This window comes from Pseudomonas sp. MF6396, from assembly GCF_002018915.1.
Classification (GTDB): Bacteria; Pseudomonadota; Gammaproteobacteria; order Pseudomonadales; family Pseudomonadaceae; genus Aquipseudomonas; species Aquipseudomonas palmensis.
The window spans coordinates 166,702-190,668 of record NZ_MVOK01000011.1 but is presented as its reverse complement, the minus strand read 5'-3'; the positions used below and the strand labels follow the sequence as shown (position 1 = coordinate 190,668).

Genomic DNA, 23,967 nt, shown 5'->3' with positions numbered 1-23,967 from the left:
GCGGTGGCTTCAGTGGCGGCGGCGGCAGTGTCGGCGGGGGCGGGTCCTCCGGCGGCTGGTAACTACACGACAAGAGACACACACGTACATGGCATTGCTCAGTGAATACGAACAGCGTCAGGTGGCCCAGGCCATCGCCCAGGTAGAACAGCGTACCGATGCCGAGCTGGTGACGGTGCTGGCGGCGCGTGCCGACGACTATGCCTATATCCCGTTGCTGTGGGCCAGCCTGCTGGCGCTGGTGGTGCCGGGCGTCCTCTATTACCTGAGCGGCTGGCTGAGCGTGCATGGCCTGCTGCTGGCGCAGTGGCTGACCTTCATCGTGCTGTGCCTGGTGTTCCGCCTGCCGCGCCTGACCAGCTGGCTGGTGCCGCGCAGGGTGCGCCACTGGCGTGCGTCGAACCTGGCGCGGCGCCAGTTTCTGGAGCAGAACCTGCATCACACCGTGGGCCGCACCGGGGTGCTGATCTTCGTCAGCGAGGCCGAGCGGTATGTGGAGATCCTGGTGGACGAGGGCATCTCCAGTCGCCTCGACAACCAGGCCTGGGACGCCATCGTGCGCACCTTCACCGCCCAGGTGCAGCAGGGCCAGACCCTGCAGGGCTTTGTCACCTGCATCGAGGCCTGTGGCGAGCTGCTGGCGGCCCATGTGCCGGTGACCCAGGCGCGCAACGAGCTGCCCAACCGGCTGGTGCTGCTGGGCTGAGGCATGCGCGCTGATCGACAAATGCTGTGCCTGGGGCGGTCATCCACGTAAAATGCGCGCCATTGCGCGCCTGCGGGCGCCCCCCGCAACCCGAGGCACCCACTCCCCATGTCCGCAACCCCCACCGTCCAGGCCGCGCCGGATGCGCGTGCGCAGTTTCTGGCGCTGCTCGCCACCAGCCTGCACCAGCACACCTTCATCAAACTGGTGCTGGCGCGCCATGTCGGCGCCGAGGTCGACCTGCAGCGGGTAACGGCCAAGCCGCTGACGATCAAGGGGCAGGCCAGCCTGTCGTTCGTGTACCGCTACAAGACCCGCGACATCACCCGCAACCTGGCGCTGGACGAGGCGCTGACGTTGATCGGTGAACTGTTGCCGGCTTCGTTTCGCAACGCGCACCTGCTCAGCCTGAACGACGAGGTGCAGCTGGAGTTCACCAAGAAGGGCAAGCCGATGCTGCATCGCAACGCCGTGCAGCAGGCGCGCGAGGTGGTGACCGGCGAGCATGATCGCGAGAAGAAGCGCTACCTGGAGCTGAGCCGGCCGTTTCTGCACGATCTGGGCGTGACCGACAAGCAGCAGGCGCTGATTCCGGCGATGTCGCGCAAATGGAAACAGATCAACAAGTTCATCGAGGTGTTCTCCCATGCGCTGAGCAGCGCGCCACTGGCGGCAGATCAGCTGGTGCGGGTGGCGGACTTCGGCTCGGGCAAGGGCTACCTGACCTTCGCGATCCACGACTACCTGCGCAACACCCTGCAGCGCGAGGCGCAGGTGACGGGCGTGGAGTTGCGCCCGGACATGGTCGAGCTGTGCAATGCCGCCGCCGCACGCCTGGAGCATCCGGGGCTGAAGTTCGAGTGTGGCGATGTGCGCAGCGTGGTGCCCAGCGCCATCGAGGTGATGATCGCCCTGCATGCCTGTGACATTGCCACCGACTACGCGATTCATACCGGTATTCGCTGTGGCGCGGCGATCATCATGTGCTCGCCGTGCTGCCACAAGCAGATTCGCCCGCAGATGCACAGCCCGGGGTTGCTCAAGCCGATGCTGCAGTACGGCCTGCACCTGGGGCAGCAGGCCGAGATGCTCACCGACAGCCTGCGTGCGTTGTACCTGGAGGCCTGTGGCTACGAGACCAAGGTGTTCGAGTTCATCTCGCTGGAGCACACCAACAAGAACAAGATGATCCTGGCCACCCGGCGGCGCGAGCCGGTGGCGGCGCAGGCGTTGCTGGAGAAGATCCAGGCGCTCAAGGCGTTCTATGGGGTCAAGGAGCATTGTCTGGAGACGCTGCTGCGGGCCGATGGCTTGATTCCCGGGTAGACCTTAAGGGCCCCTTCGCCGGCAAACACCCAGGTGATCGGCGCCACCTGCTCGCCAAAGAACAGCGCCGACAGCGCGATGGTGAAGAAGATCTGCAGCAGTTGCACCTGGCTCACCCGTGAGATTCCGCCCAGCGCCAGCCCGGCGTACCAGGCAAAAAAACCGATGAACTGCGAAAACAGCGACACATAGCCGAACGCCCACCAGGCCCGCGGGCTGATCGCGCCCTCATGCTGCAGCGCCAGGTACACCACCGGCCCCAGCAGCAGCGGGCTGGACAGCACCAGCGCCCAGCAGATCACCTGCCAACCGCCCATCTCCCGCGCCAGGCGGCCGCCTTCGGCATAGCCCAGCCCGCCCACAGCAATCGCCGCCAGCATCAGCAGGTCACCGGCCTGGATGTGTCCGGCGCCCATGATCATCGCGTAGGCCACCACCAGTGCGCTGCCCAGCGCCGCCCATGCCCAGAACGCCGTGGAAGGTCGCTCGTGGGACAGCCACGCCGCATACACCACCACGCACAAGGGTTGCAGGCCGTTGACCAGTGCGCCGTGGGAGGCCGGCACGCTCTGCATGGCCCAGGCCGACAGCACCGGGAAACCGAGAATCACCCCCAGCGCCACCAGGCTCAGGCCCTTGACCTGCTGCCAGGTGGGCCACTTTTCACGGCGCCACAGCAACAGCGCCGCTGCCGGGATCGCGGCCACCAGGGCCCGGCCCAGGCCGTTGAGCAGCGGGTGCATCTCCTGCACCACGATGCGGGTCATGGGCAGGGTCAGGCTGAAGATGATGACGCCGAGCAGGCCGAGGGCCAGGCCGGTGTTTTCGCGGGTAGACATGAGCGCGCCTGAGGGCTGGAGGGGCCGCTCATTGAGCCACAGGTGGGGTGGGGAATCTGGTTACAGTTGGCAACAAAGGTGTCCGTACAGTTGGGCGTCGCGCCGGCCTTTTCGCCTGCAAGGCCGGCTCCTACAGGCTTCGCGCCCTCCTGTGGGGGCCGGCCTAGCGCCGACGCCGCCCCACTGCCTTGGGCGGCGGCGCGGGCACATTCGCCAGCGCGCCCAGCGGGTGCGTGGTGGCGTCGAAAAAATGCAGTTCGATGCCCGGGCACGCTTCGAACACCCGCGCGTAATGCTGCTTCTGGCTCACGATGGCCGCCTCGTTCACCGGCAGGATCGAAATGGCCAGGTGTGTCGGCTGCGCCTGCCTGATCGCCTCCACCAGGTGCCGGTCGGCACGGTCCAGGTGATGCCCGAACACGCACAGCCCCTCGCGCTGCGTCGCCAGCGCGGCGTAGCACCAGGTCAGGTAATCGGACCCGCGAATCGCCCGCAGCTTGTTGTCACTGCTGTCTTCATTCACGAACAGCGGCACATCGCCCGGGGTGTTGATGGCAAAGCCGTCGAGCAACTGGCTGCCGCTGGCCGCCCGCTGGCGCGTGGTGCCGTGCTGGGTGCGCAGCAGGTGCAGGCCGCCATGCAGGTAGTGCATCCGCGTGCCCGGCCCCTGAGCCCGGCTGACGTCGAAATCGCCTTCCTCGTCGAACAGCTCGGCAAAGCCGTGCGGCGCCTGGTTCACGGCCCAGTGACAGAGCAGGTCGTAGTTGCTGGAAAACACGCGCTGGTAGGTGCGCAGCTCGGCGTTGATCGCGGCCAGGTGGGCAGTGGGCAGCAGCTTCCAGGGAATGTGCACGCTGCGCACCGCGTGGATCAGCGCCTCCTTGATCGCGTAGTAGCGGTTGAGCGGTGCCGACGAACTGATCGCCAGCGCGGCATTAACCTGCACGGCGGTGTTCAGGGCACTGAGCACCGGCGCGAACAGCTCGCTGTTCATCGATTTGAACAGTGCCTGGTCGGTGAGGCCGAGGGGCTTGTGGCGCACGCGCTGGGCCAGCTCGAACAACGAAAAGTAGGCGAACGGGCGCCAGATGGCGCGGCTGGCACCGTTGCCCAGCAGCAGGCTGGTGCACGGGTGGGCGGTATTGAGGTGCGGCCAGGCCGCCAGGGTTGCGTCGACGTCGGCGAGGGGCATGTGGATCTCGTAGGGATTTGTTGCACGTTGGCAGGGCGCGACTGTAGCACGCCGACGCGTTGTCATCAGCGCTCCGGAACCTGCGGTGTCTGCCACCGGGTACTGAGGGCTGGCCGAAGGCAGAGTGAGTGTGTGAGAATGATACGAATTCCCATTAATGTTTTGTCTGCCTTATCACGCGCCGGACGCCCATGACCTCGCTTTCAACCCCCTGGACGGCCGGCGCGCCGTCGTTTGCGGCTGTCGCCGACGAGCTGCTCGCGCACTACACCGACCTGCGTCGCTACCTCGGCAGCCGACTGCGCAACCCCGATGATGCGGCCGATATTGCCCAGTCGAGCTTTGCCCAGGCCTACGCGCATGCCCTCAATGCCCCGGTGATCAATGCCCGTGCGCTGCTGTTCCAGGCGGCGCGCAACCTGTGCATCGACCAGTTTCGCCGGCGCAGTCGCGAGCTGGCGGCGCTGGAGGACTGGCTGACACGGGCCGATGGGCTCACCCCCAGCGTGGAAGAGATCCTGATTGCCCGCGAGCAGTTGCAGCAACTGATTGCGCGTATCGAGCGCATGCCGCGCCTGCGCCGCGAGGTGTTCGTGCGCGTGCGCCTGCATGGCCAGAGCCATCGCCAGGTGTGTGACGAGCTGCAGCTGTCGGCCAAGGCCGTGGAGCTGCACATCGGCCGCGCGGTGTTCGACCTGTCCGAACTGAGCCAGGCCTGCCGTCATGTCTGAGGCGCGGCCGGTTTCGCCACGCAAGGTACAGCAGGCGCTGGGCTACCTGGCGGGGCTGCACAGTGACGACCCCTCCCGTGTGCGCGAGGTGAGCGGGCAGTTGCAGCGCTGGCGCAACAAAAGCAGCGAGCATGAGCGTGCCTGGCTGGAGGCCGAGCAGCGTTGGCAGATGATCCATCGACTGACCCCGCAGTTGCGCGGCTCGCTGGCCCCCGAGCCGGTCAACCTCGGCCGGCGTCGCCTGCTGCGCCAGGGTGCCGGCCTGCTGGCGGTGGTCGGGTGCAGTGCATGGCTGGGTTGGCTGTGGCAGCGCCGGCCACAGTTCGACCAGGTGCTGCTGACCGAACATGCAGCGCCCGCACGCAATGTACTGCTGCCCGACGGCAGCCAGATGGTGCTGGCGGCCGAAAGCAACGTGCAGGTGAAGTACAGCAACAGCCAGCGCGAGGTCATGCTGGCCCACGGCAATGTGTTTTTCGACGTGGCCCACGAGCGCCTGCGCAGCTTCCTGGTCAGCACCCGGCTGGGGCAGGTGCAGGTGCTGGGCACCGCCTTCAGCGTCAGCGACCGTGGCGGCGATATCCAGGTGGCGGTGACCCGCGGTCATGTGAAGGTGCGCGGCCTGGATGGCGAGACCCGCGAACTGCTGGCCGGCGACCGGGTGCGCCTGGGCGAACCCGGTGTGGCGGGGCCGGTGGAGCATCACCCGCAGGCGGCCCCGAACGCCGAGCACTGGCGCCAAGGCTGGTGGTCGTTCACCGATGCACCGCTGGCCGAGGTGATCGACGAATTCAATGCCTACAGCAACCGTCAGGTGCGGCTTGGCGAGGGAGCAGCCGGGCTGCGCCTGACCGGCAGCTTCCCCAGCGACCGCCCCGACATATTGCTGAACGCCTTGCCCAGGGTGCTGCCGCTGAGCCTGATGCAGAAGGGTGAGTACACCTGGCTGCAGCTACGTTGAAATTTTTTTGAGGGGTAGTGGCCAGCTAGCGCGTCTTCCTGGCAACTCCCTAGCTCAAAGGACAGATCATGTCGTTTTTCCTCGCCCGGACCACGCGTTCGTCGCCTTCTTCGGTTATCCCCAGCACCCTTCGCCACCTGGTGCTGGCCTGTGCTCTTGGCGCGGCCAGCCTGTCGGCCGTGTCGGCCGAGCTGAGCGCAGGCACCCGCGTGCTGGCGCTCGACCTGCCCAGCCAGCCGCTGGATAGCGCGGTGCAGGCGCTGTCCCGCGAGGCGGGGGTGGCGATTGCCGCCGACAGCCAGTGGCTGGCCGGGCGCAATGCCCCGGCGCTGCAGGGCCGCTTCACCCTGCAACAGGCGCTGCAACGCCTGCTGGACAACAGCGGCCTGGTGGCCAGCGAAGAAAACGGCGTGATCATCCTGCGTCGCCCCGAGAGCGACGGCGCGCTGACCCTGGGTGCCACCACGGTCAATGCGCAGGTGGGCAACAGCAGCAACCCGCCCGAGCTCTACAGCGGTGGCCAGGTGGCACGCGGTGCGAAGGTGGGCATGCTGGGCAATCGCGACATCATGGAAACCCCTTTCAACATCACCGCCTACACCGCCCAGCACATGGAAAACCAGCAGAGCGGCACGGTGGGCGCGGTGCTGCGCAACGACCCGTCGGTGCGCTTCAGCACCGGTGAAGGCCACACTTACGAAAACTTCATGATCCGCGGCTACTCCATCGACTCCACCGAGCTTGCGGTCAACGGTCTGTATGGCCTGGCGCCCGATGGGCATGTGCCCACCGAGTTCCTGGAGCGCGTCGAGGTGCTCAAGGGCCCTGGCGCACTGCTCACCGGCATGGCCCCCAACGGCGGTGTGGGCGGGGTGATCAACCTGGTGCCCAAGCGGGCCGGGGATGCGCCACTGACGCGCCTGACCACCAGCTACGTATCCGACGGCTACTGGGCCGAGCACCTGGACCTGAGCCGGCGCCTGGGTGAGGAGAACCGCCTGGGCATCCGCTTCAACGGCGTGTACGGCAGCGGTGACACCGGGGTCGACGACCAGTCCAAGGACCGCACCCTGGCGTCCCTGGGCATGGATTACCGTGGCGATGGCTGGAAGCTGGAACTCGATGCCTACGAAAGCCACGAAAAGATGCAGAACGGCAGCCCGATGATGGCCGGCTTCAGCAAACTGGGCTACGTGACCAAGGCGCCCAAGCCGGATTCCAACATCCTCGACGGTATTTCGGCCAAGCAGATCAGCAAGGCGGTGATCCTGCGCGGCGAATACGAACTGTCGGACGACTGGACGGCCTACGCCAGCGTCGGCGGTGCGCGTACCCGCTACAAGGGCTTCCTCAACGGCACGCGCTCGATCATCACCTCCGGCAACGGCGACGCCACCGCCGAAACCTACAACCAGGGCGGCTATACCCATAGCCTGTCCACCGAAGCGGGTGTGCGCGGCAACTTCAGTACCGGTCCGGTGACCCACCAGCTGGTGCTCAGCACCACCCTGCTGCACCAGGACATCGGTCGCGCCGCCACCGTCACCGGGGCAAAGTACACGACCAACATCTATCACCCCGGCAAGCCGATCATTGCCGGCAACATCGGCTCCAGCGACAAGACCGGCGACAACACCCTGTCGAGCTTTGCCGTGGCCGATACCCTGGGCTTCGTCGACGACAAGCTGTTGCTGACCCTGGGCGTGCGCTCGCAGCGGGTGCGCCAGAAGATGAGTTCGCCTTCGTATGACGAGCATGCGCTGACCCCGGCACTGGGCGTGGTGCTCAGGCCGTGGGAGGCGGATGTCTCGCTGTACGCCAACTACATCGAGGGCCTGACCCAGGGCGGTATGGTCAGCGACCTGTCGGCTGCCAACTATGGCGAGCAGTTCGCCCCGTACAAGTCCAAGCAGGTGGAAGCCGGGGTCAAGTGGGACCTGGGCGACTTCACCCACACCGTCAGCGTGTTCCAGATCGAGAAGCCGAGCATGATGCTCGACACCGCCAGCAACCGTTACACCGACGATGGTCAGCAGCGCAATCGCGGGGTGGAGTGGAACCTGTTCGGTTCGCTGACGCCGAGCGTACGCCTGCTGGGTGGGGTGACCTATACCCGTGCCGAGCTGACCAAGACCGCTGGCGGCAAGCTCGATGGCAACGCCGCGCGCGGGGTGCCGCAGTGGTCGGCCAACCTGGGCGGCGAGTGGGACACGCCCTGGGTCGAGGGCCTGACCCTGACCGCGCTGGCCATCCACAGCAGCTCGCAGTACCTGGATTCGGCCAACGAGCTGAAGATTCCGCAGTGGACCCGCTATGACCTGGGCGGTCGCTACAGCACGCGCATCCTGAGCAAGGACGTGGTGCTGCGCGCCAGCCTGGAGAACGTCGAGAACCGTGCCTACTGGGCCGGTGTGTTCAACGACGGCTACGCCACGGTCAGCGAGCCGCGCACGCTGAAACTTTCGGCCAGCATCGACTTCTGAGGTGTACATGCAACGACTCAAGACATTTTGCGCCGGCCTTGCGCTGGCCAGCCTGACCGGCGGCGCCGCAATGGCCGCATCGCTGGTGCCCGGGCACAGCGTCAGCGGCGCCATCGGCCAGGGCCGGCAGCCGGTATGGACCGTGCCGCTCAAGGCCGGTGACTTCGTGCAGGGGCGCGTGGAGGGCGACGTCAGCGTGCGCCTGCTCGATGCCGACGGCCAGCCGGTGGGGTTGCTGGTGGACGGGCTGGACATGGTGCGCGACTTCATGTTCATCGCCCCCCACGACGGCCTGTATGGCGTGCGCGCAGAAGCCATCGCCACCCGCCCGCAGGCTGCCTATTCGCTCAAGCTGACCGGTGTCACCAGCGTGGCCGAGCAGCAGGCCCAGCAGACGCGCCTGCAAAGCCCGGTGATGCGCGAGCTGGCGGCGCATGTGGCCAAGGGGGGCGATACCCAGGCCTTCTGGAAGGCCCGCGAGCAGCAGGGTACGCCCCTGGTCGAAGCGCTGGCAGAGCAGCCCGGGCAACCGCTGGTGACCTTCCTGTGGCGAGGTGCCCGGCACAACGTTCGGGTATTCGGCGCGCCGTCGGGCAACCATGATGAGCTGCAGCGCCTGGGCGGCAGCGCTGTGTGGTTTCGCAGCTACGTGGTGCCTTCCAGCACCCGGATGAGCTACCAGATGGCACCCGACGTACCGCCCTCCACTGACCGCCGGGTGATTCTGGCCAGCTCCCGGCAAGACCCGCTCAACCCCAACGGCTTTGCCGATGGCAGTGGCGATCGCTGGCTGTCGCGCTCGCGCCTGGAGCTTGCCGACGCGCCTGCGCAGCCCTGGGTGGCGCAGCGCCCCGGGGCAGCCCGGGGCACGCTGGAGCGCCAGGTGCTGACCAGCAAGGTGCTGGGCAACCAGCGTGACGTGTACCTGTACCGGCCGCCGGGCTGGACACCGGGGGCGGCGGGGCAGGGGCTGCTGGTGCTGTTCGATGCGCATGCCTACACCCGGCAGGTGCCCACCCCGACGCTGCTCGACAACCTGCTCGCCGATGGCCTGATCGGCCCCACTGCTGCGCTGATCATCGCCAACCCGACCGACCTGTCGCGCCAGGTCGAGTTGCCACCCAACCCGCAGTTTGCGCGGTTCATGGCCGAGGAACTGATGCCCTGGGCGAAGGCGCGCGGGCTGTCGGCCCCGGCCGACCGCACGGTGGTAGCAGGTTCCAGCTACGGCGGGCTGGCCTCGGCCTACCTGGGGCTGCAGCATCCGGAGCTGTTCGGCAATGTGCTGAGCCTGTCGGGGTCGTACTGGTGGGCGCCGGAAGGAATGGAGCCTGGCTGGCTGACCCGCGAGTACGTGCGTGCACCGCGTGCGCCGCTGCGCTTCTACCTGCAGTCGGGGTTGTTCGAGGGGCCGAAGATTCTCGACACCAATCGCCAGTTGCGCGACGTGCTGCAGGCCAAGGGGTATCCGGTGGTGCAGGTGGAATACCCGGCCGGGCATGACTACCTGCAATGGCGTGGGTCATTGCCGTGTGGGTTGATCGCCCTGATCGGTAGCGGGCAGGGGACGCCGCAGGCCTGTGAGCCGCGTTGACCCTGCCGCTTCGCCGGCAAGGCGGGCTCCTGCAACATCGCCAGGAGCCGGCCTTGCCGGCGAAAGGTTTACTGTGCGACAGCCGCCTCGCGCCTGACCTTGTTGCGCCACAGTCGGTAGGCGCGAATGCCTGCCCGCACCGAGCCGTACAGCAGCTCGCTGCCCATCTCCCGCGCCAGCCCCGAGCGCACCAGCATCCGCAGGAAGCTGCCGCGGGCCCGGGCGATGCCCATCACGATGCCCTGGGCCATCAGGGTTTCACGCACTTCGCGCAGCGCCGCGATGCCGCTCACGTCGATCGAGCTGACCGCCTCGGCGTCGAACAGCACGGCGCGGGCTTCCACCTCCTTCTGCACCGCGTCGAGCAGGCGCATCTTGAAGTAGTCGGCGTTGAAGAACAGGATCGCGTCGTCGAAGCGGTACACCACCAACCCTGGCACCGTGCGCGCGTCCTTGTGGCGGCGGATGTCCACCTGGCCCTCGATGCCGGGCGCCCAGCCCAGCACTGCATCGGTGGGCTGGTAGATGGTGTAGAGCAGGCGCAGGATCGCCAGGGTCACCGCGATGATGATGCCCGGCAGCACGCCCACGCCCAGCACGCCGACCGTGGTCAGGATGCACAGCCAGAACTCGAAGCGGCTGAGGGTGTAGATCTTGCTCAGCGACTTGACGTCGATCAGCCCCCAGCCGGCCATCAGCAGCACGGCGCCCAGGGCTGCCTGCGGGATCCACGCCATGGGCACGGTGAACAGCAGCAGGCACAGCGCGATCACCAGCGCCGCGATGATGCCCACCAGCTGGCTCTTGCCACCCACCATGTCGTTGACTGCGGTACGCGAGTCGGCGCCGCTGATGGCAAACCCCTGCGAGGCGCCGGCGGCCAGGTTCGATACGCCCAGGGCGAGGAATTCATGGTTGGCGTTGATCGCATAGCCATGGCGTGCGGCAAAGCTGCGTGCAGTCAGCATGGCGCTGCAGAAACTGACCGTAGCGATACCCAGGGCGTCACGCAGCAGGCTTTTCATCTCTTCGAGGTTGGTCTGCGGCCAGGCGAGGGTGGGCATGCCCGAGGGCACGTGACCGAGGACTGCCACGCCGAAGCGGTCCAGGCCGAACAGGCCGGCCACCAGGGTGGCGATGGCCACGGTCACCAGCGCTGCCGGCAGCTTGGGGTAGCGCCGGGGCAGCCAGATCAGCAGAGCCAGGCCGGCCAGGCCGATGAACAGCGTCAGCCAATGGATTTCGTTCAGGCGTTCGAGCAGGTTGATCAGGCTGAGCACGAAGCCGTTGCCCTCGATCTTGAACCCCAGCACCTTGCCCAGCTGGCCGGCCAGCAGGCTCAGGCCGATACCGTTGAGGTAGCCGATCAGAATCGGTCGGGAGAAGAAACTGGCAATGAAGCCGGCCCGTGCCAGGCCTGCGGCGATCAGCATCAGCCCCACCAGCACCGTGACGATCACCGACAACTGTGCCACGCGCGCCGGGTCGCCCATGGCCAGCGGCGCCACGGCACCGGCGACCATGGCGCAGGTGGCAGCGTCGGGCCCGACCATCAACTGGCGCGAGCTGCCCACCAGGGCGTACACCATCATGGGCAGGATGCACGCGTACAGCCCGACCTGCGGCGGCAGGCCGACGATTTGCGCGTAAGCGATGGCGATGGGGATCTGGATGGCGGCAACCGACAGGCCTGCCTGGAGGTCAGGGCGAAACCATTCGGCACGGTAACGCAGCAGGTTGGCGAGGCCGGGGAGCCAGCGGGAGAGAAACATGGACCGATCCTTGTGATGTTTCGGAGCAGCGGTGGGTTTTACCAAGGTCTTTGGGGGCGGTGTTGATCTGAATCAGGCGGGCGCAGATTTATCGCAGAATACCGTGCCCTGCGTTGCCCGCCTACCGAGTGCATGGGCAGCAAATTGCTTGCCGGGGCTGGAGTGACCACAAAAAACCCGCCATATGGCGGGTTTAGGGTGAGGCGCAGGACCGGCTGTCAGAGGTCTCTGCACAGCATCGTCTTACCGATGTTTCTGAGCGCCTCTGCATATTGCCTGCGCCAGTTTGCGCGCCAGTACGCGGCGTCAGGGAAGGTGCCGTCCGTGGAGCGAGCGGCCAGCACGTCGCTTGCAACGACCTCCTCGGGTTGTTGCTGGCTCAGCATGGGGAAGGCCATGTACGCCCGGAATCGCTTTGAATAGACCTTGTCGATCGCCGTACCCGTATAGGGTGAATGGCTGACCAGGCGCTCGCAGCCTTTGCTGGACAGAATGTAAGCATGGGTACCTTTGGCCCGTACACGGGCTATTCCCCTGTGCCAGGTGAGCCATACCCTCCCCAGATTCGCTCCAAGATAAAACAGTTCGGGTTCCTTCCCGTTCAGGAAGGTGTTGATCTGGTGCACCTGGCGTGGGTCGAAGGTCAGCAGGGTGGCGTCATCCTCGAGCACCAGTACCCGCCGATATTTACGCTCCAGAGCCATTTTTGCGCAGGTCACGTGGGAGTCGAAGCAGCCCCGCTCGGGATTCTCGCTATCGCGGTCCACGATGAGAAATTCGATGTTCAACCCGCTGCCTTCGAACTCCCGGGTCAAAAGGTCTCGACGGTCAGTCCGCTCCCGCAGGCTGATGCAGAAAACTCCGTCGATCTGCAACTGGCTAAGATCCTTTTGCTTGGACAACTCATCCCCCATGGATTTACCCAACTGAAATTTTACCCTCTTGCTATCCGTCTTGGATGCGGGGTATCGATTAAGGGCATTATCCAGAACTGCCTGTAAGCAAGCCACTGTCATGTGAGGCTGCGAGCATATTCAGTTGGATGGTTCGAGTGCTGAGGGGGCTTGTAACGGGGAGGGGGAAGTGACTGGAGCGGGTGAAGGGAATCGAACCCTCGTTATCAGCTTGGGAAGCTGGAGTAATGCCATTATACGACACCCGCTTTCAGGCGCACTTTGTACCAGAACTGCGAGACGATTTGAAGCCCTTATTGCAATCGGCGGCTCGCGAGCCGTAGCGCCGGTCTGCCGCAGACCGGCGCTACACTGGCCGCGACCACTCAGATGGCCTGCGCATGCTGGCCGTGCACGAAGTGATACGGGGAGCGCGTTTCACGCGGTTGCGGGCCTAGAAACTCCAGCAGCACCTCGCGGGTGTCGCGGCAGGCCGCCTTGTGTTCCATGTCCAGGAAATGGCCGGCGCTGCGAATCGGCCTGAAGTGGCTGTGGCGCACGTGCCGGGAAAATTGCCGGGCGTCGTGGGCAGTGGTGTATTCGTCCCATTCACCGTTCATGAACAGCACCGGAATGTCGATGGCCTGTGCGGCCCGCAGGGCCCGCCCGAGGTCGTGACCCAGCACCTGATGGATGTGGAAGTGCATCTGCGCATACTCATGCTCGGCCAGGCTGCTGACGTGGCGATGATTGAAACGCTTGAACAGCGAGGGCAGGTGCTTGCCGATGGTGTCGTTGACCAGTTTGCCCATCTGCTGGCGGTCGCAGGTGCGCAGGTAGTGCGAGCCGCGTTCCAGGTAGTCGCGCATCGGTTCGTTGATCACCGGCGAGAACGAGCTGACCACGGCCTTGCGAATGCGCCGCGGCTTGCTGGCCAGTGCCAGCAGGGTGCAGGCACCGCCCCATGAAAACGACATCAGGTGGTCGGCGGCGAAGTGGTCGATCAGCTCCAGCAGGATCCGGCCTTCGGTTTCCTTGGTCAGCAGGTGGTCGTTGCGGTTGTGTGCCCGGGACTTGCCCGAGTAGGGCTGGTCGTACAGCACGACGTTGAACTGCGGATGCAGGTTGCGCACCGTCTGGGCGAAAGACGCTGTGGTGGCGAGCGAGCCGTTGATCAGGATGATCGTCTTCTCTGCGGCGTCCGCGCGATAGAACTCCGTGTAAACCCGGTACTGACCCTGTATATCCAGCACAGCAATTTCTGGCCTCATGTCATCGACTCCTGGCGCAAAAAGGGTATCCGTGCAAGCAAGCTTGCCCGGTCTTCATGACAGGTAGGCATACGCCTTGAAATGAAACGAGGGGGCCCTGTGTCGATCCGTTGCCGGCTGGTCGACGGGTATTGTTGTTAGGTGGGCAATCTGCCGGACGCCAGCGCTTCGGGGCGCCGGTCACCTGCAAAAAGGTGCCTTGGACTGCGTTCGTGACCGATTGGTCACATGCAGACTGACGGTTGGATTCAAGCAGGCGCCCGGCCAACCCGCAAGTGCCGTTGGCGCAATCGATGATTTTTTTGCCGAGCGGTCGTGGCGTCAGATGGCCAGGATTTCATCCTGGCTCAGCGCACGGTATTGCCCCGGGGCCAGCTGCGGGTCCAGGTGCAGCGGGCCCATGCGCTCGCGGTGCAGGCGCGTGACCTTGTTGTCGAAGAAGCCGAACATGCGTTTGACCTGGTGATAGCGCCCCTCGACGATGCTCAGGCGCGCGCTGTGGCTGCCCAGCAGGGTGAGCTCGGCGGGGAGGGTGGTGAGGTTTTCGAAGGCGAAGTAGATGCCCTGGCCAAAGGTTGGCGCATAGGCGTCGGTGATCGGCTGCTCGGTCTCGACGTAGTAGGTTTTCGCCAGCCCTGTCTTGGGCTGGGTCAGGCGACGTGACCACTGGCCATCGTTGGTCAGCAGCAGCAACCCGGTGGTGTTGAAGTCCAGGCGCCCGGCGATGTGCAGGTCGTTCCGGTCGGGTTCGTCGAGCAGGTCGAGCACGGTGCGGTGCTGCGGGTCGACGGTGGCGCTGACGCAACCCATCGGCTTGTGCAGCATCAGGTAGCGCGGTGCACGCCCGGCTTGCAGCACCTGCTGGTCGACCTCGACGCGGCTGAACTCGCGTACCTCATGGTGCGGGTCGGCGATGGCCACGCCATCCACCCGCACCCGTCGTTGCACCAGCAGCAGGCGCACCTGCTGGCGGTTGAAACATGGCAAGTTGCTGAGAAAACGGTCGAGGCGCATGGCGGTTGGGCGTACAGAGGTGGGCGCGCAGTCTAACGGTTCGGCGCAGGCTTGGCTGCCTGCAATCGGGCATCGACCTGGGCGCATCGCGGGCACAGGCAGGCACTGTTGCGCAAATGCGCCGGCAGCGCTTCGAGCACGCGGGGATCGATCTGCACGCTGTAGCACCAGCAGGCCTGGGTGGCGCTGCGCGGGTCGGCGAGGCTGCACTGGTTGCTGGCGCCGCAGGCGGGGCACAGGCGGGTATCGTTCATGGTGGTGGCTACCGGGGGCGACGTTTTACAGTTCCGAGCAGACGCGATTGCGTCCACCCTGTTTGGCGCGGTACAGCGCATCATCGGCGCGGGCGATCAGGGTGTGCAAGGTATCGTCGGACCGATGGGCGCTCAAGCCGATGCTTACGGTCAGGTCGAGCACCTTGTCGGCATAGCCGAAGGCCAGTTGCTCGGTGCGCAGGCGAATCTTTTCGGCAACCGCCCGTGCGGCGTCGGCGTCGGTGTTCTTGAGCAGCACGAGAAACTCCTCGCCGCCCCAACGACAGATGATGTCGGTATGGCGCAGGCAGCTTTCCAGGATGCGCGCGAACTGACGCAGCACTTCGTCGCCGGCCAGATGGCCGTGGGTATCGTTGAGGACCTTGAAGTGGTCCAGGTCGAGCAGCAGTGCCACCAGCGGCATGGGCTCGCGCTCGGTGTCGAGCAGGGCCTGTGCCGCCAGCAGGTCGAAGGCGCGTCGGTTGGGCAGGCCGGTCAGGCTGTCGATTGTTGCCAGGGTCTGGATGTTGTCCTGATGGCGACGGATCATCGCATTGAGCAGCGACAGCACCACCAGGGTGATCATCGCGCAGATCACCAGGTTCATGTACAGCGACTGGCGTGCACTGTCCAGGGCCGTGCCGTCGCGCTTGTCGACGAACAGGTACCAGTCGAGCTCGGGGATCAGGCGCACATTGAGAAAGTGGCTGTGCCCATCATGGTTGTATTCGCGGTTGCCCTCCACCGGCACGGGCATTTTCTGCTGCAGGTCGGCCAGCGCTGGCACCTCGCGCAGCGTGAGCCCGCTGTGTACGCCTTCGGGGCCGCCGGCAGACCCGGTGAGCACGATGCGACCGCTGGCATCGACGAAATACACCGTACGCTGATAGCGCAACTGGTAGTCGCTCAGGCGCCTGATCACTGCTTCGACCGTCAGCCCGACGCCAGCCGCGCCGATGAACCTGCCCTGGTAGTCGAACACCTTGTAGTTGATGAAGACGGTGGGCTTGTCCTGGTTGGCCATGTCCAGGTCGACGTTGATCTCGTAGGGCGTGTCCATCGCCTTGACGCGTGCGTACCAGCGGTCACGCTCGGTGCGCGGGTCGACATGCTTGAGTACGCCCTTGGCCTGGTAGTAGATGCCGCTGGCCTCGGAGACAAAAAACGCCGTGTAGGCATTCTGATGCGCCATCACTTCATTGAGGTAGCGGGTGATGGGCATCGGGTCCTGTTCGCCGGCCAGGGCCCAGTCACGCAGGAAGGTGTTCTGGGCCATCATCGAGGCGATCACCACCGGGCGCACCAGGTCCCGCTGGATTTCGGAGTAGACGGTATCGGAGGTCAGCGGCAGCTCGGTGTTGATGATGTTGTCGCGGATCTCGCTGCGCGAGGCAAAGTAGCTGAGCAGCGACGTGGCCAGAAAGCCGCAGCCAAGCAACAAAAGCAATGCCAGCATCAACGAGCGTTGCGAGAACAGGGCGTAACGAAGCGGCATGGCAGATCCGTGGCGGGTACCGATGGGTCTTATTCTAGAGGGGCGCGCAGAAAATAACTGGACGATTTTCAGGGGTATCGGCCTTGTCACAATTTATTTCGAAAAACGCACGGCACGTCGATTCGGTGGTCTTAGCCTATGTCGATGAACGCTTGCCGATCGACGCCGACCAGCGCCGCTGGGATGTGCAGTTCAGCGGTCCGGGAGGCCGCCATGTATCGCCGACTTTTGCTGATTGTTGTGCTGGGTGTGCTGACCACCGCCTGTGCTCCGTATTACGGTGGCCAGGGCTACTACCGCAGTGATGTGTACACCGTGGACCGCTATGAATACCGTGGTTACGACCGTGGTTATCCCTATAACAGGGGGTACTACGTGGTGCCGCAGCCTCGCTATTACGCCCCCGCGCCGCGTTACTACCGCCCGGCGCCCGTGCCTCAGTACCGCCCGGTACCTAGGCATGGCTACTACAATGTGCGCCCCGCCCCAGGGCGTTACTACCAGACCCCGCGCTATGGTCAGGGGCAGCAGTGGCATCAGGGGCGGGACAATGACCATGGGCGCGATCATGGGCGTGACCGGGGTCGCAGCGACAACGGCTGGGGCGATCGCAACTCGCACCGGTGAACATCGCATTCGCTGGCTTCACACAAGGTCAGCCAGCGGATGCCGCCCCTCCCATGCCTTGCTGAAGTGCGCCTGTACCACTGCCTGGGGGACCTGAGCAACTTCCTGCCAATGCCAATGCGGCGTCTGGTCCTTGTCCACCAGGCGCGCGCGTACCCCTTCGCTGAACTCCGGATGCCGGCAGCAGTTCAGGCTCATCGCATATTCCATCTGCAGCACCTGCCCCAGCGACAGGTAGCGCGCCCGCGCGATCTGCTGCCACACCAGGTGCGCGGTCAGCGGGCAGCCTTCGGTGAGGGTGCGTGCCGCCTTGGCCAGGACCTCGTCGTCGTGCATGCGCCACTGTGCGATCGCCCGCCAGGCACAGGCCAGGTCGCTGACATCGAGCAGCGCGTCGATCTGCGCCCGGCGTGGCAGCCATCGGGCCGGCGGCAACTCGGCCAGCGCCTGCTGCTGCAACGCCTTGAGCAGGCTGTTGAGCTGCATCGCGGTCTGCTCCTGCCAGTTCAGTTGCAACAGCCCTTCAATCAGCTCGTCCTGCTGGTTTTCGCCCATGAAGCGGTCCGCCAGGCCCAGGTCCAGTGCATCGCGTGCATTGATCGGCGCGCCGGTCAGCCCAAGGAACAGGCCAAGACGCCCTGGCAGCCGGTTCAGGAACCAGCTGGCGCCCACGTCCGGGTACAGGCCGATACTGATTTCCGGCATCGCCAGGCGGCTGCTCGGGGTCACGATGCGTACCGTGCTGGCCTGCAGCAGGCCCATGCCGCCGCCCAGCACATGCCCGTGCCCCCAGCACAGCAGAGGCTTGGGGTAATGGTGCAGGTCATAGTCGAGCCGGTACTCGGCGGCGAAGAAACGCGCCGCCAGCGGCGGTACTTCACCAGGCTGTGCGCGGCACGCCTCCACAAGACTGCGCACATCGCCCCCCGCGCAGAACGCCCGGTCACCCAGCCCGCGCAGCAGCACGCAGACGATGCCGTCATCCTTGGCCCAGCTTTGCAGGTGGGTGCTCAACTGCTCGATCATCGGCAACGACAGGGCGTTGAGCGACTGGGGCGCATCCAGGCTGGCAACGCCGATGCGGGCGCCATCGACGCCGGTGAGTACTTCGAACGCTACGGCCATGGGCCACCTCACTGCGGTTATCCCGACAAGTATGGCTACTGCCAGCGATCATGCCGGTCGCCGGTCGGATCGATTGACAAGCGCTGGCAGCTTTCCTAGTGTCCGCCCCCATTGCCTACGGGAGTGCCCATGACCAACGATGACCGCATCAAACTCGAACCGAGCTGGAAAGACGCTCTGCGCGGCGAATTCGAACAGCCCTACATGCAGCAACTGCGTGAGTTCCTGCGTCAGGAATATGCGGCCGGCAAGGAGATCTATCCCCCGGGGCCGCTGATCTTCAATGCGCTCAACTCCACACCGCTGGACCAGGTCAAAGTGGTGATTCTGGGGCAGGACCCCTACCACGGCCCGGGCCAGGCACACGGCCTGTGCTTCTCGGTGCAGCCTGGGGTGCCCGCGCCGCCGTCGCTGGTGAACATCTACAAGGAGTTGCAGCGCGACCTGAACATCCCGATCCCGAACCATGGCTACCTGCAGAGCTGGGCCGAACAGGGCGTGCTGCTGCTCAATACCACCATGACCGTGGAGCGCTCGATTGCCGCGTCGCATGCCAAAAAAGGCTGGGAGTCGTTCACCGACCGCATCATCCAGCTGGTCAGTGAGCGCCAGCCCGCCACCGTGTTCCTGTTGTGGGGCAAGCATGCCCAGAGCAAGTCTGTGCTGATCGACGGTACCAAGCATCTGGTGCTCAAGTCGGTGCATCCTTCACCGTTGTCGGCCTACCGTGGCTTCATCGGCTGCGGGCATTTCAGCCGGGCCAACAAGTTTCTGGAACAGCACGGGCTGGCGCCGGTGCAGTGGGCGCTACCGGCGTTGTAAGCGCACCTACCTGGTATTTCTGTCAGTTTCGCGAAGCGTATTCCGCCATTACATTTGCGCCATGGCTGTGAGAGGTGAGAGTCGAGCAGCGCCCTGAAATGGTTTTGACCACCAGGCCCGAGGAATACGCAGATGACCAAACTGAGCATGATGGGGTCAGGCCGCAGCGGCCAATCGATCGGTATTTTGATTCTGCCTACATTGCGGGTTCCTGCTGCACTGCCTCTGCTGGCCGACGAGGCAGGGGTGTATACAATTCCACTGGCCAATCAGACCCGGCCGCTGGCAGTTCTCATCGAGAGTGCCTGGCCAGGTTACGAACAAGACTATTTTGATGGCGCAATACTGCATTTTGATCTGATATGGGGCAGCGCCGTATCGAGTGGGGCTGAAAACGGTGTAGTGGTTGGAAGCTGGGAAGTGCCAATGACGGCCGATCCCGCAGACCTTTTTCCGCTGGATGCGGCTATACCTGAGCCCTACCTGCGCACTCAAGGAATCTTCTACGTTTCCTACCGGGTATGGATCACAGAGGTACTCAACCCGGAGACCTCCCAGCCCGCCGCAGTGTTTCTTGACAAGACCGCCCCCAACAACGGCCAAGCCGGTAATCCCCCCGCATTGAATGAAAACACGCGCACCATCGATCAAGCTTACCTGGTACGCAACAACGACAGGGTTATCGTCAGGGTCGAGCTGTGGCCGGACGTGCGGTTGGAGGATGTGATCGAAGTCTTCCTTGAACCGTCGAAAGGCCCCCTCTTCGACCCCCTGGCGAGGCTGCAGATCCAGCAGTCGCACAAGGATCAGGGCTTTGTCGAGTTGACGATCAGGGGCGACGATGTTCGCAGGAAAGCCAACGGTTCGCGAGTGCTCTACTACTGGCTGATGGATCGCGCTAGCAATCGGGGAGCCATCTCCTTGTCCTTGCCCCTGACCGTGAATGTGGCGCAGCCAATTGTGCTGCCTGCGCCTCAGGTGCCGCTGGCTGAAGATGGTTTGGTCGACCTTGAGGACGCCCGTCGCGGTGTGCAGGTGCATATTCCACGTATCGTAGACGCGCGTACTGGGGACACCCTGCAAGCCTATTGGAATGGACGCACATTGGCACCTTACACCGTACCGTCCACCGCCACCTGGCCCGTTAGGTTGCCTGTGGCGTGGGAAATCCTGGCCGCCGATGGCTTTTCGGGGCGCACTGCTTGCAAGGTGTACTACACGCTGACTCGGGAAATCACCTCAACCTCCTCAACAGTTGCATTCGAGATAGACCTGAGTGTCGCAGGCCCCGACCCTGAAGGCCCCGAACCTATTCACCGATTGCTAAAGCCGGTAGTGGTGAAAGGCAGAACAGGTGACAACATCCTGACCCGCCAGGACATGAACCTGCCAGTCACTGTCGAGGTGACGCTGTATGCAGTGCCTGAGCCAGGCGAAATACTTGAATTGTATTGGGGTAATAACGCCGACGTGGTCGCTACCTACACCGTGAAGGCAGGCGATACCGCAGGCAGCGTCGTCAGGTTTTCCCCCGTGCCCTATGCCGCAGTGCTGGCTGCGGGAGATGGGCCCGCGATTGCGGTGTTCTACTGGACGTTCAATGGCGTCAACCGCCATCGTGCCCGTGATACGCATGTGCGGGTTGCTGTCCAGCCAATCGTTGGCTTCAAACCGGTAAAATTTCCTGATGTCACGCTCTGGGGGTGGATCAACTGCCAGAAAAAACCCTGGAACGGTATACGTATCAGCGTGCCAGGCAACCCTGGATTGTGGGGCGTAGGGGACAACGTCGAAGTGTCCTGGCAACTGTTTCGCACTCTTGAGGGGGCTTCATCAACGCCCCCCACGGGATCACTGACTGATGTTGTTTATTTCGATCCCATCAAGCTGTCTACCCCGGCGCAGGTTAATAACGGCTTTATGTTTACGATGACACGCTTTGCCGATTTGGTCCTACAACCCCTTAAGCGTGCCAATGAGGCAGATGGCAAGGATGTCGAGGGGGTTGCAGTAGTAAATTACAGAGTGGCCAGAGCGGATGGACAGGGTGGTGAATCCGATCGGGAGATGACTTTCATATCGCTACAACTTCCGAATGGCTCGGTATGTGATGGTAGCAACGTTTAGCCGCGGTTAAATCGGCCAGGTACTTCGCACCTGACGTAGGAACGTGGTAGCGGCATTAGCAAGTATCGAACGTATGAAGCAATCAGCGGCGCACAGGCTGATTGAGGAAACGTCACGTGCCTGTTGTGTGTTTAGCAAATCTACCTGAAATGGAGAGTCAAGATGACTATTTTAGAAAAGGCAAATACCGGTGAAGCCGCCAAGGCAAAAAATCCCGCGATTGCAGAGTACCGGGCCAAGCGTGATCAGGATAATAAAACTGCATTGGAAGAGGGTCTTCAAGCAGTTGTTACGCACAGTAATGAACTTAAAGCCGCCAAGGCGCCCACGGGGTTCGGGGTGATGAGCGTCGGCGGGGTGAATGCAGTTGAAGATTTTGTGATGGATAATGTATTGCCTGCTGCAGACGATGGTAAGGTCAATCTTTTTCACCGAGACCAGTTCAAGTCGGGGCTAATGTTGGAGATTCCATTGTGGGTGCCTTCGGGGGGGGATGATGGCAGTTTCGATTATGTAACTCTGCATGTAAATGGTGTTCCGGTTGTCAACGGCGTAGAAGACGGTGTGCAGTATACCTACAAGTTTGAAGTGCCTGTTGCTGCCACCGATCTTCCTGGTCGTTTCGTCATCCCTTTCAACAGTTTGAAAGTGGGCGGGGATGGTATCAAATTGATTGGGTACTCGGTATATAGTAATGAGACGGGCAACAAAGAAGAATCTGAAATTCAACTGCTGACACTGGATTTGCTGGACCCCGCGTTGAACGATAACCCCGCGCCAATCGAGTACCCTGCCGACGTGACTGATGGCGTCGTTACCCTGAAATACCTTGCTGAGCACAGCGGTACATTGACGCTTCATGTTCCTCCTTATTTTGATTATTACCCGGGCGACAAATATCAGTTGTACATCGCTGGTAACCCGGTACCTGTTCGCAGTGGCGACGTTCCCCCAGAGGCAGAGGACGATGGCTTCGACATCGAACTCGATGAGGACACTATCAAAGCGATTGGCGAAGGTGTTTCGGTGCTCCAGTACAAGCTTGAGGACCGGGCTGGGAATCGCTCGGACTTTTCCATCCCGGTTCACCTGACGGTGCGTCTGACCCCCGAACCCGAGGACCTGCTGAAGCCGCTGGTACCCGCTGCACCGATTAGTCGGGAGGACGCCCGCACTGGCGTGGAAGCTATCGTGCCGGCTTTTAAAAACGCTCAGGCAGGCGATGAAATTCGGGTGTATTACCGTGATGAGGACACTGTAAAAGTCATTATCTGGCCGAATGATCGGGTCACCTTTAACTGGGATGAGATTGCTTTGCCCAATGACCAGGTGAAAGACCCAGCGGTACGGGTATGGTATGACGTCATTCGTGGCAAGAACACCTGGACATCGCCCGACACCGAGGTGGCGGTTGACTTGACCACCATAGGCCCCGACCCTGTCGGGCCTGGACCGATCAACGCCACGCTGGTACCGGTTCGCGCTCAAGGCAACAGTTCGAAACAACCTGGTTTTATTCGCCCAGCGGATGTCGGCTCAGGTGCGGTTCTGCTCTTTACCGTGTACGAGAATGCGAAAGTGGGTGAGTTCGTCCGGTTGTTCTATGGTCGAAAAGACAATGCAGTTACACACACCATCGCCGCAGGCGAAACACCGGGGACTGTCATCTCTATCCCGATTCCCTGGAATTTCGTCGAGAGCCTGGGCAATGGCACCATCGCGATCGGTTACGAAATCCAGGAAACCGAAACCACCGGCAACCCGCAACAGGCGGTCGATGGCAGCGTAGAGGTCAGTATTGCCACCGTGACGGTAACTGCAAAAGTGACATTCCCGGATCGCATTGGCGGTAGCAGCGATGTACCGGGTACAACGCCAGTGACCGCTTTGGGTATATTGAATTGTGAACGTCCTCGTCCTTTGCCAGACGGTATCAGGTTGGCGATCGCAGAGCGTGCGGGAGTGTTATCCAAAGATGATCTTGTATTTATTACACTCAGCGTGTGCAGCGATAAGGCCGGTTCAATAGTTGTCACTGACAGGACGCGGGAAATACCGGTGGTTGTCAGTGATCAAGAGGCTACTTCAAATCGAATCGAGCGTGTGTTGCCACTGCTCAAGTCTTACTTCGAAATCGCTGACCAGCCTGGCAAGTACTATGAATTGGGGTCGTTCCGCGCCAGTTGGCGGATCGTAAAGGCCGGTAATATTCCGGGTAGCTCTCAGGCATCGGCCGTGCGTTATGCCCTGCGTAAGCCAGGTGGCGGTTTGTGTCTGCCTCAGAGCTGACAGTCGCGTGCTGGGGGAAACCCCAGCACGCTGCGTTGGTGAGGAATTAAATGCAAGCTACCTAGGAAATTTCCTACATATCTCACTATTCAATACCCCTAGGCTATGTACCTTTGAAGTTACGAGTCGAGGCAGTCGCCTCAATTCAACTGATTATTTTTCAAGGGGTCCATGCATGCGAACTACAATCGATAAAACAAGCGCAAAAAAGCCGCTATTTGTATTTATGAATATGTTGATGTTATTGCCATGGGCGCTTGCAAGTGAGCAGGCATTGGCCATTCTAGTTGATAACCAGACGCTGACACTTACCGCTGCAGATGCACCGGATACTTATGATCTCGTCAATGGTGCAGTGCTGACTACCCAGGATGCTTCCACGTTGGCCATTCGTGTTACCGCGTCGACCGTGCAGCTCAATGGCGGCACTATCTCGGGCGGCAGTT

Annotated in this window: 19 protein-coding genes and 1 tRNA gene; 10 read left to right on the top strand and 10 right to left on the bottom strand. The window is 63.1% G+C overall.

Annotation, left to right across the window (positions count from 1 at the left end; translation table 11 throughout):
• The first annotated feature begins 88 nt into the window (after window positions 1-88).
• Together MF6396_RS13865 and MF6396_RS13860 are read left to right on the top strand one after the other, a co-directional pair.
• Window positions 89-706, top strand: a complete 618-nt coding sequence (locus tag MF6396_RS13865; protein WP_043859748.1) for a TPM domain-containing protein — start codon at window positions 89-91, stop codon at window positions 704-706.
• 108 nt (window positions 707-814) lie between these two features.
• Complete coding sequence (locus tag MF6396_RS13860) at window positions 815-2,032, top strand: class I SAM-dependent methyltransferase (protein ID WP_078480629.1); 1,218 nt, start codon at window positions 815-817, stop codon at window positions 2,030-2,032.
• Here the strand turns inward: MF6396_RS13860 and MF6396_RS13855 are convergent.
• Together MF6396_RS13855 and MF6396_RS13850 are read right to left on the bottom strand one after the other, a co-directional pair.
• Window positions 1,969-2,871, bottom strand: coding sequence for a DMT family transporter (locus tag MF6396_RS13855; protein WP_078480627.1), 903 nt, complete (start codon window positions 2,869-2,871; stop codon window positions 1,969-1,971). The two genes, MF6396_RS13860 and MF6396_RS13855, sit on opposite strands and share 64 nt — an antisense overlap.
• A 163-nt stretch (window positions 2,872-3,034) precedes the next feature.
• Entirely contained in the window at window positions 3,035-4,063 is a 1,029-nt protein-coding gene (locus MF6396_RS13850; protein WP_058540925.1) for a DUF4917 family protein, read from the bottom strand.
• 191 nt (window positions 4,064-4,254) lie between these two features.
• Here MF6396_RS13850 and MF6396_RS13845 point away from each other — a divergent pair, with 191 nt between their 5' ends.
• The 4 genes from MF6396_RS13845 to MF6396_RS13830 all read left to right on the top strand — a co-directional run bounded on the left by MF6396_RS13845 (window position 4,255) and on the right by MF6396_RS13830 (window position 9,832).
• Window positions 4,255-4,794 (top strand): RNA polymerase sigma factor, encoded by a 540-nt coding sequence (locus MF6396_RS13845; protein WP_043859744.1) that lies wholly within the window; start codon window positions 4,255-4,257, stop codon window positions 4,792-4,794.
• Window positions 4,787-5,755, top strand: a complete 969-nt coding sequence (locus MF6396_RS13840) for a FecR family protein (RefSeq protein WP_078480626.1) — start codon at window positions 4,787-4,789, stop codon at window positions 5,753-5,755. The genes MF6396_RS13845 and MF6396_RS13840 overlap by 8 nt, the downstream gene beginning before the upstream one ends.
• Window positions 5,756-5,823: 68 nt before the next feature.
• Window positions 5,824-8,238, top strand: a complete 2,415-nt coding sequence (locus MF6396_RS13835; RefSeq protein WP_078480624.1) for a TonB-dependent receptor — start codon at window positions 5,824-5,826, stop codon at window positions 8,236-8,238.
• 7 nt (window positions 8,239-8,245) lie between these two features.
• The gene (locus tag MF6396_RS13830) at window positions 8,246-9,832 is read left to right on the top strand and encodes an alpha/beta hydrolase-fold protein (protein WP_238596439.1); all 1,587 of its coding nucleotides are present in this window, start codon (window positions 8,246-8,248) and stop codon (window positions 9,830-9,832) included.
• 68 nt (window positions 9,833-9,900) lie between these two features.
• Here MF6396_RS13830 and MF6396_RS13825 read toward each other — a convergent pair whose 3' ends face one another.
• The 7 genes from MF6396_RS13825 to MF6396_RS13795 form a co-directional block, all read right to left on the bottom strand.
• On the bottom strand, window positions 9,901-11,604 hold the full coding sequence (locus tag MF6396_RS13825) for a SulP family inorganic anion transporter (RefSeq protein ID WP_043860081.1): 1,704 nt from the start codon (window positions 11,602-11,604) through the stop codon (window positions 9,901-9,903).
• A gap of 218 nt (window positions 11,605-11,822) precedes the next feature.
• A complete protein-coding gene (locus MF6396_RS13820; protein WP_146094981.1) occupies window positions 11,823-12,506 on the bottom strand; it encodes a hypothetical protein in 684 nt (227 codons plus the stop codon).
• A gap of 186 nt (window positions 12,507-12,692) precedes the next feature.
• Window positions 12,693-12,766: transfer RNA gene (locus MF6396_RS13815), tRNA-Gly, on the bottom strand.
• 117 nt (window positions 12,767-12,883) lie between these two features.
• A complete protein-coding gene (locus MF6396_RS13810) occupies window positions 12,884-13,768 on the bottom strand; it encodes an alpha/beta fold hydrolase (protein WP_078480621.1) in 885 nt (294 codons plus the stop codon).
• Between the two features lie 321 nt (window positions 13,769-14,089).
• Window positions 14,090-14,782 (bottom strand): pseudouridine synthase, encoded by a 693-nt coding sequence (locus MF6396_RS13805; RefSeq protein WP_043860084.1) that lies wholly within the window; start codon window positions 14,780-14,782, stop codon window positions 14,090-14,092.
• A 32-nt stretch (window positions 14,783-14,814) separates the two neighbouring features.
• The gene (locus MF6396_RS13800) at window positions 14,815-15,036 is read right to left on the bottom strand and encodes a cysteine-rich CWC family protein (protein WP_078480620.1); all 222 of its coding nucleotides are present in this window, start codon (window positions 15,034-15,036) and stop codon (window positions 14,815-14,817) included.
• A gap of 25 nt (window positions 15,037-15,061) precedes the next feature.
• A complete protein-coding gene (locus MF6396_RS13795) occupies window positions 15,062-16,531 on the bottom strand; it encodes a sensor domain-containing diguanylate cyclase (RefSeq protein WP_043860086.1) in 1,470 nt (489 codons plus the stop codon).
• A 213-nt stretch (window positions 16,532-16,744) separates the two neighbouring features.
• Between MF6396_RS13795 and MF6396_RS13790 the strand changes: the two genes are divergently transcribed.
• Window positions 16,745-17,158: a hypothetical protein gene (locus MF6396_RS13790; protein WP_078480618.1), complete on the top strand. Its 414-nt coding sequence runs from the start codon at window positions 16,745-16,747 to the stop codon at window positions 17,156-17,158.
• Between the two features lie 18 nt (window positions 17,159-17,176).
• Here MF6396_RS13790 and MF6396_RS13785 read toward each other — a convergent pair whose 3' ends face one another.
• A complete protein-coding gene (locus tag MF6396_RS13785; protein ID WP_078480617.1) occupies window positions 17,177-18,283 on the bottom strand; it encodes an enoyl-CoA hydratase/isomerase family protein in 1,107 nt (368 codons plus the stop codon).
• Between the two features lie 129 nt (window positions 18,284-18,412).
• On the opposite strand from MF6396_RS13785, the gene ung reads away from it, so the two are divergent.
• The 3 genes from ung (at window position 18,413) to MF6396_RS13770 (ending at window position 23,521) form a co-directional block, all read left to right on the top strand.
• Window positions 18,413-19,105, top strand: coding sequence for a uracil-DNA glycosylase (gene ung, locus MF6396_RS13780; protein ID WP_078480616.1), 693 nt, complete (start codon window positions 18,413-18,415; stop codon window positions 19,103-19,105).
• 132 nt (window positions 19,106-19,237) lie between these two features.
• Entirely contained in the window at window positions 19,238-21,232 is a 1,995-nt protein-coding gene (locus tag MF6396_RS13775) for a hypothetical protein (RefSeq protein ID WP_078480615.1), read from the top strand.
• 162 nt (window positions 21,233-21,394) lie between these two features.
• Window positions 21,395-23,521, top strand: a complete 2,127-nt coding sequence (locus MF6396_RS13770) for a hypothetical protein (protein ID WP_058540935.1) — start codon at window positions 21,395-21,397, stop codon at window positions 23,519-23,521.
• The last annotated feature ends 446 nt before the right edge of the window (window positions 23,522-23,967 follow it).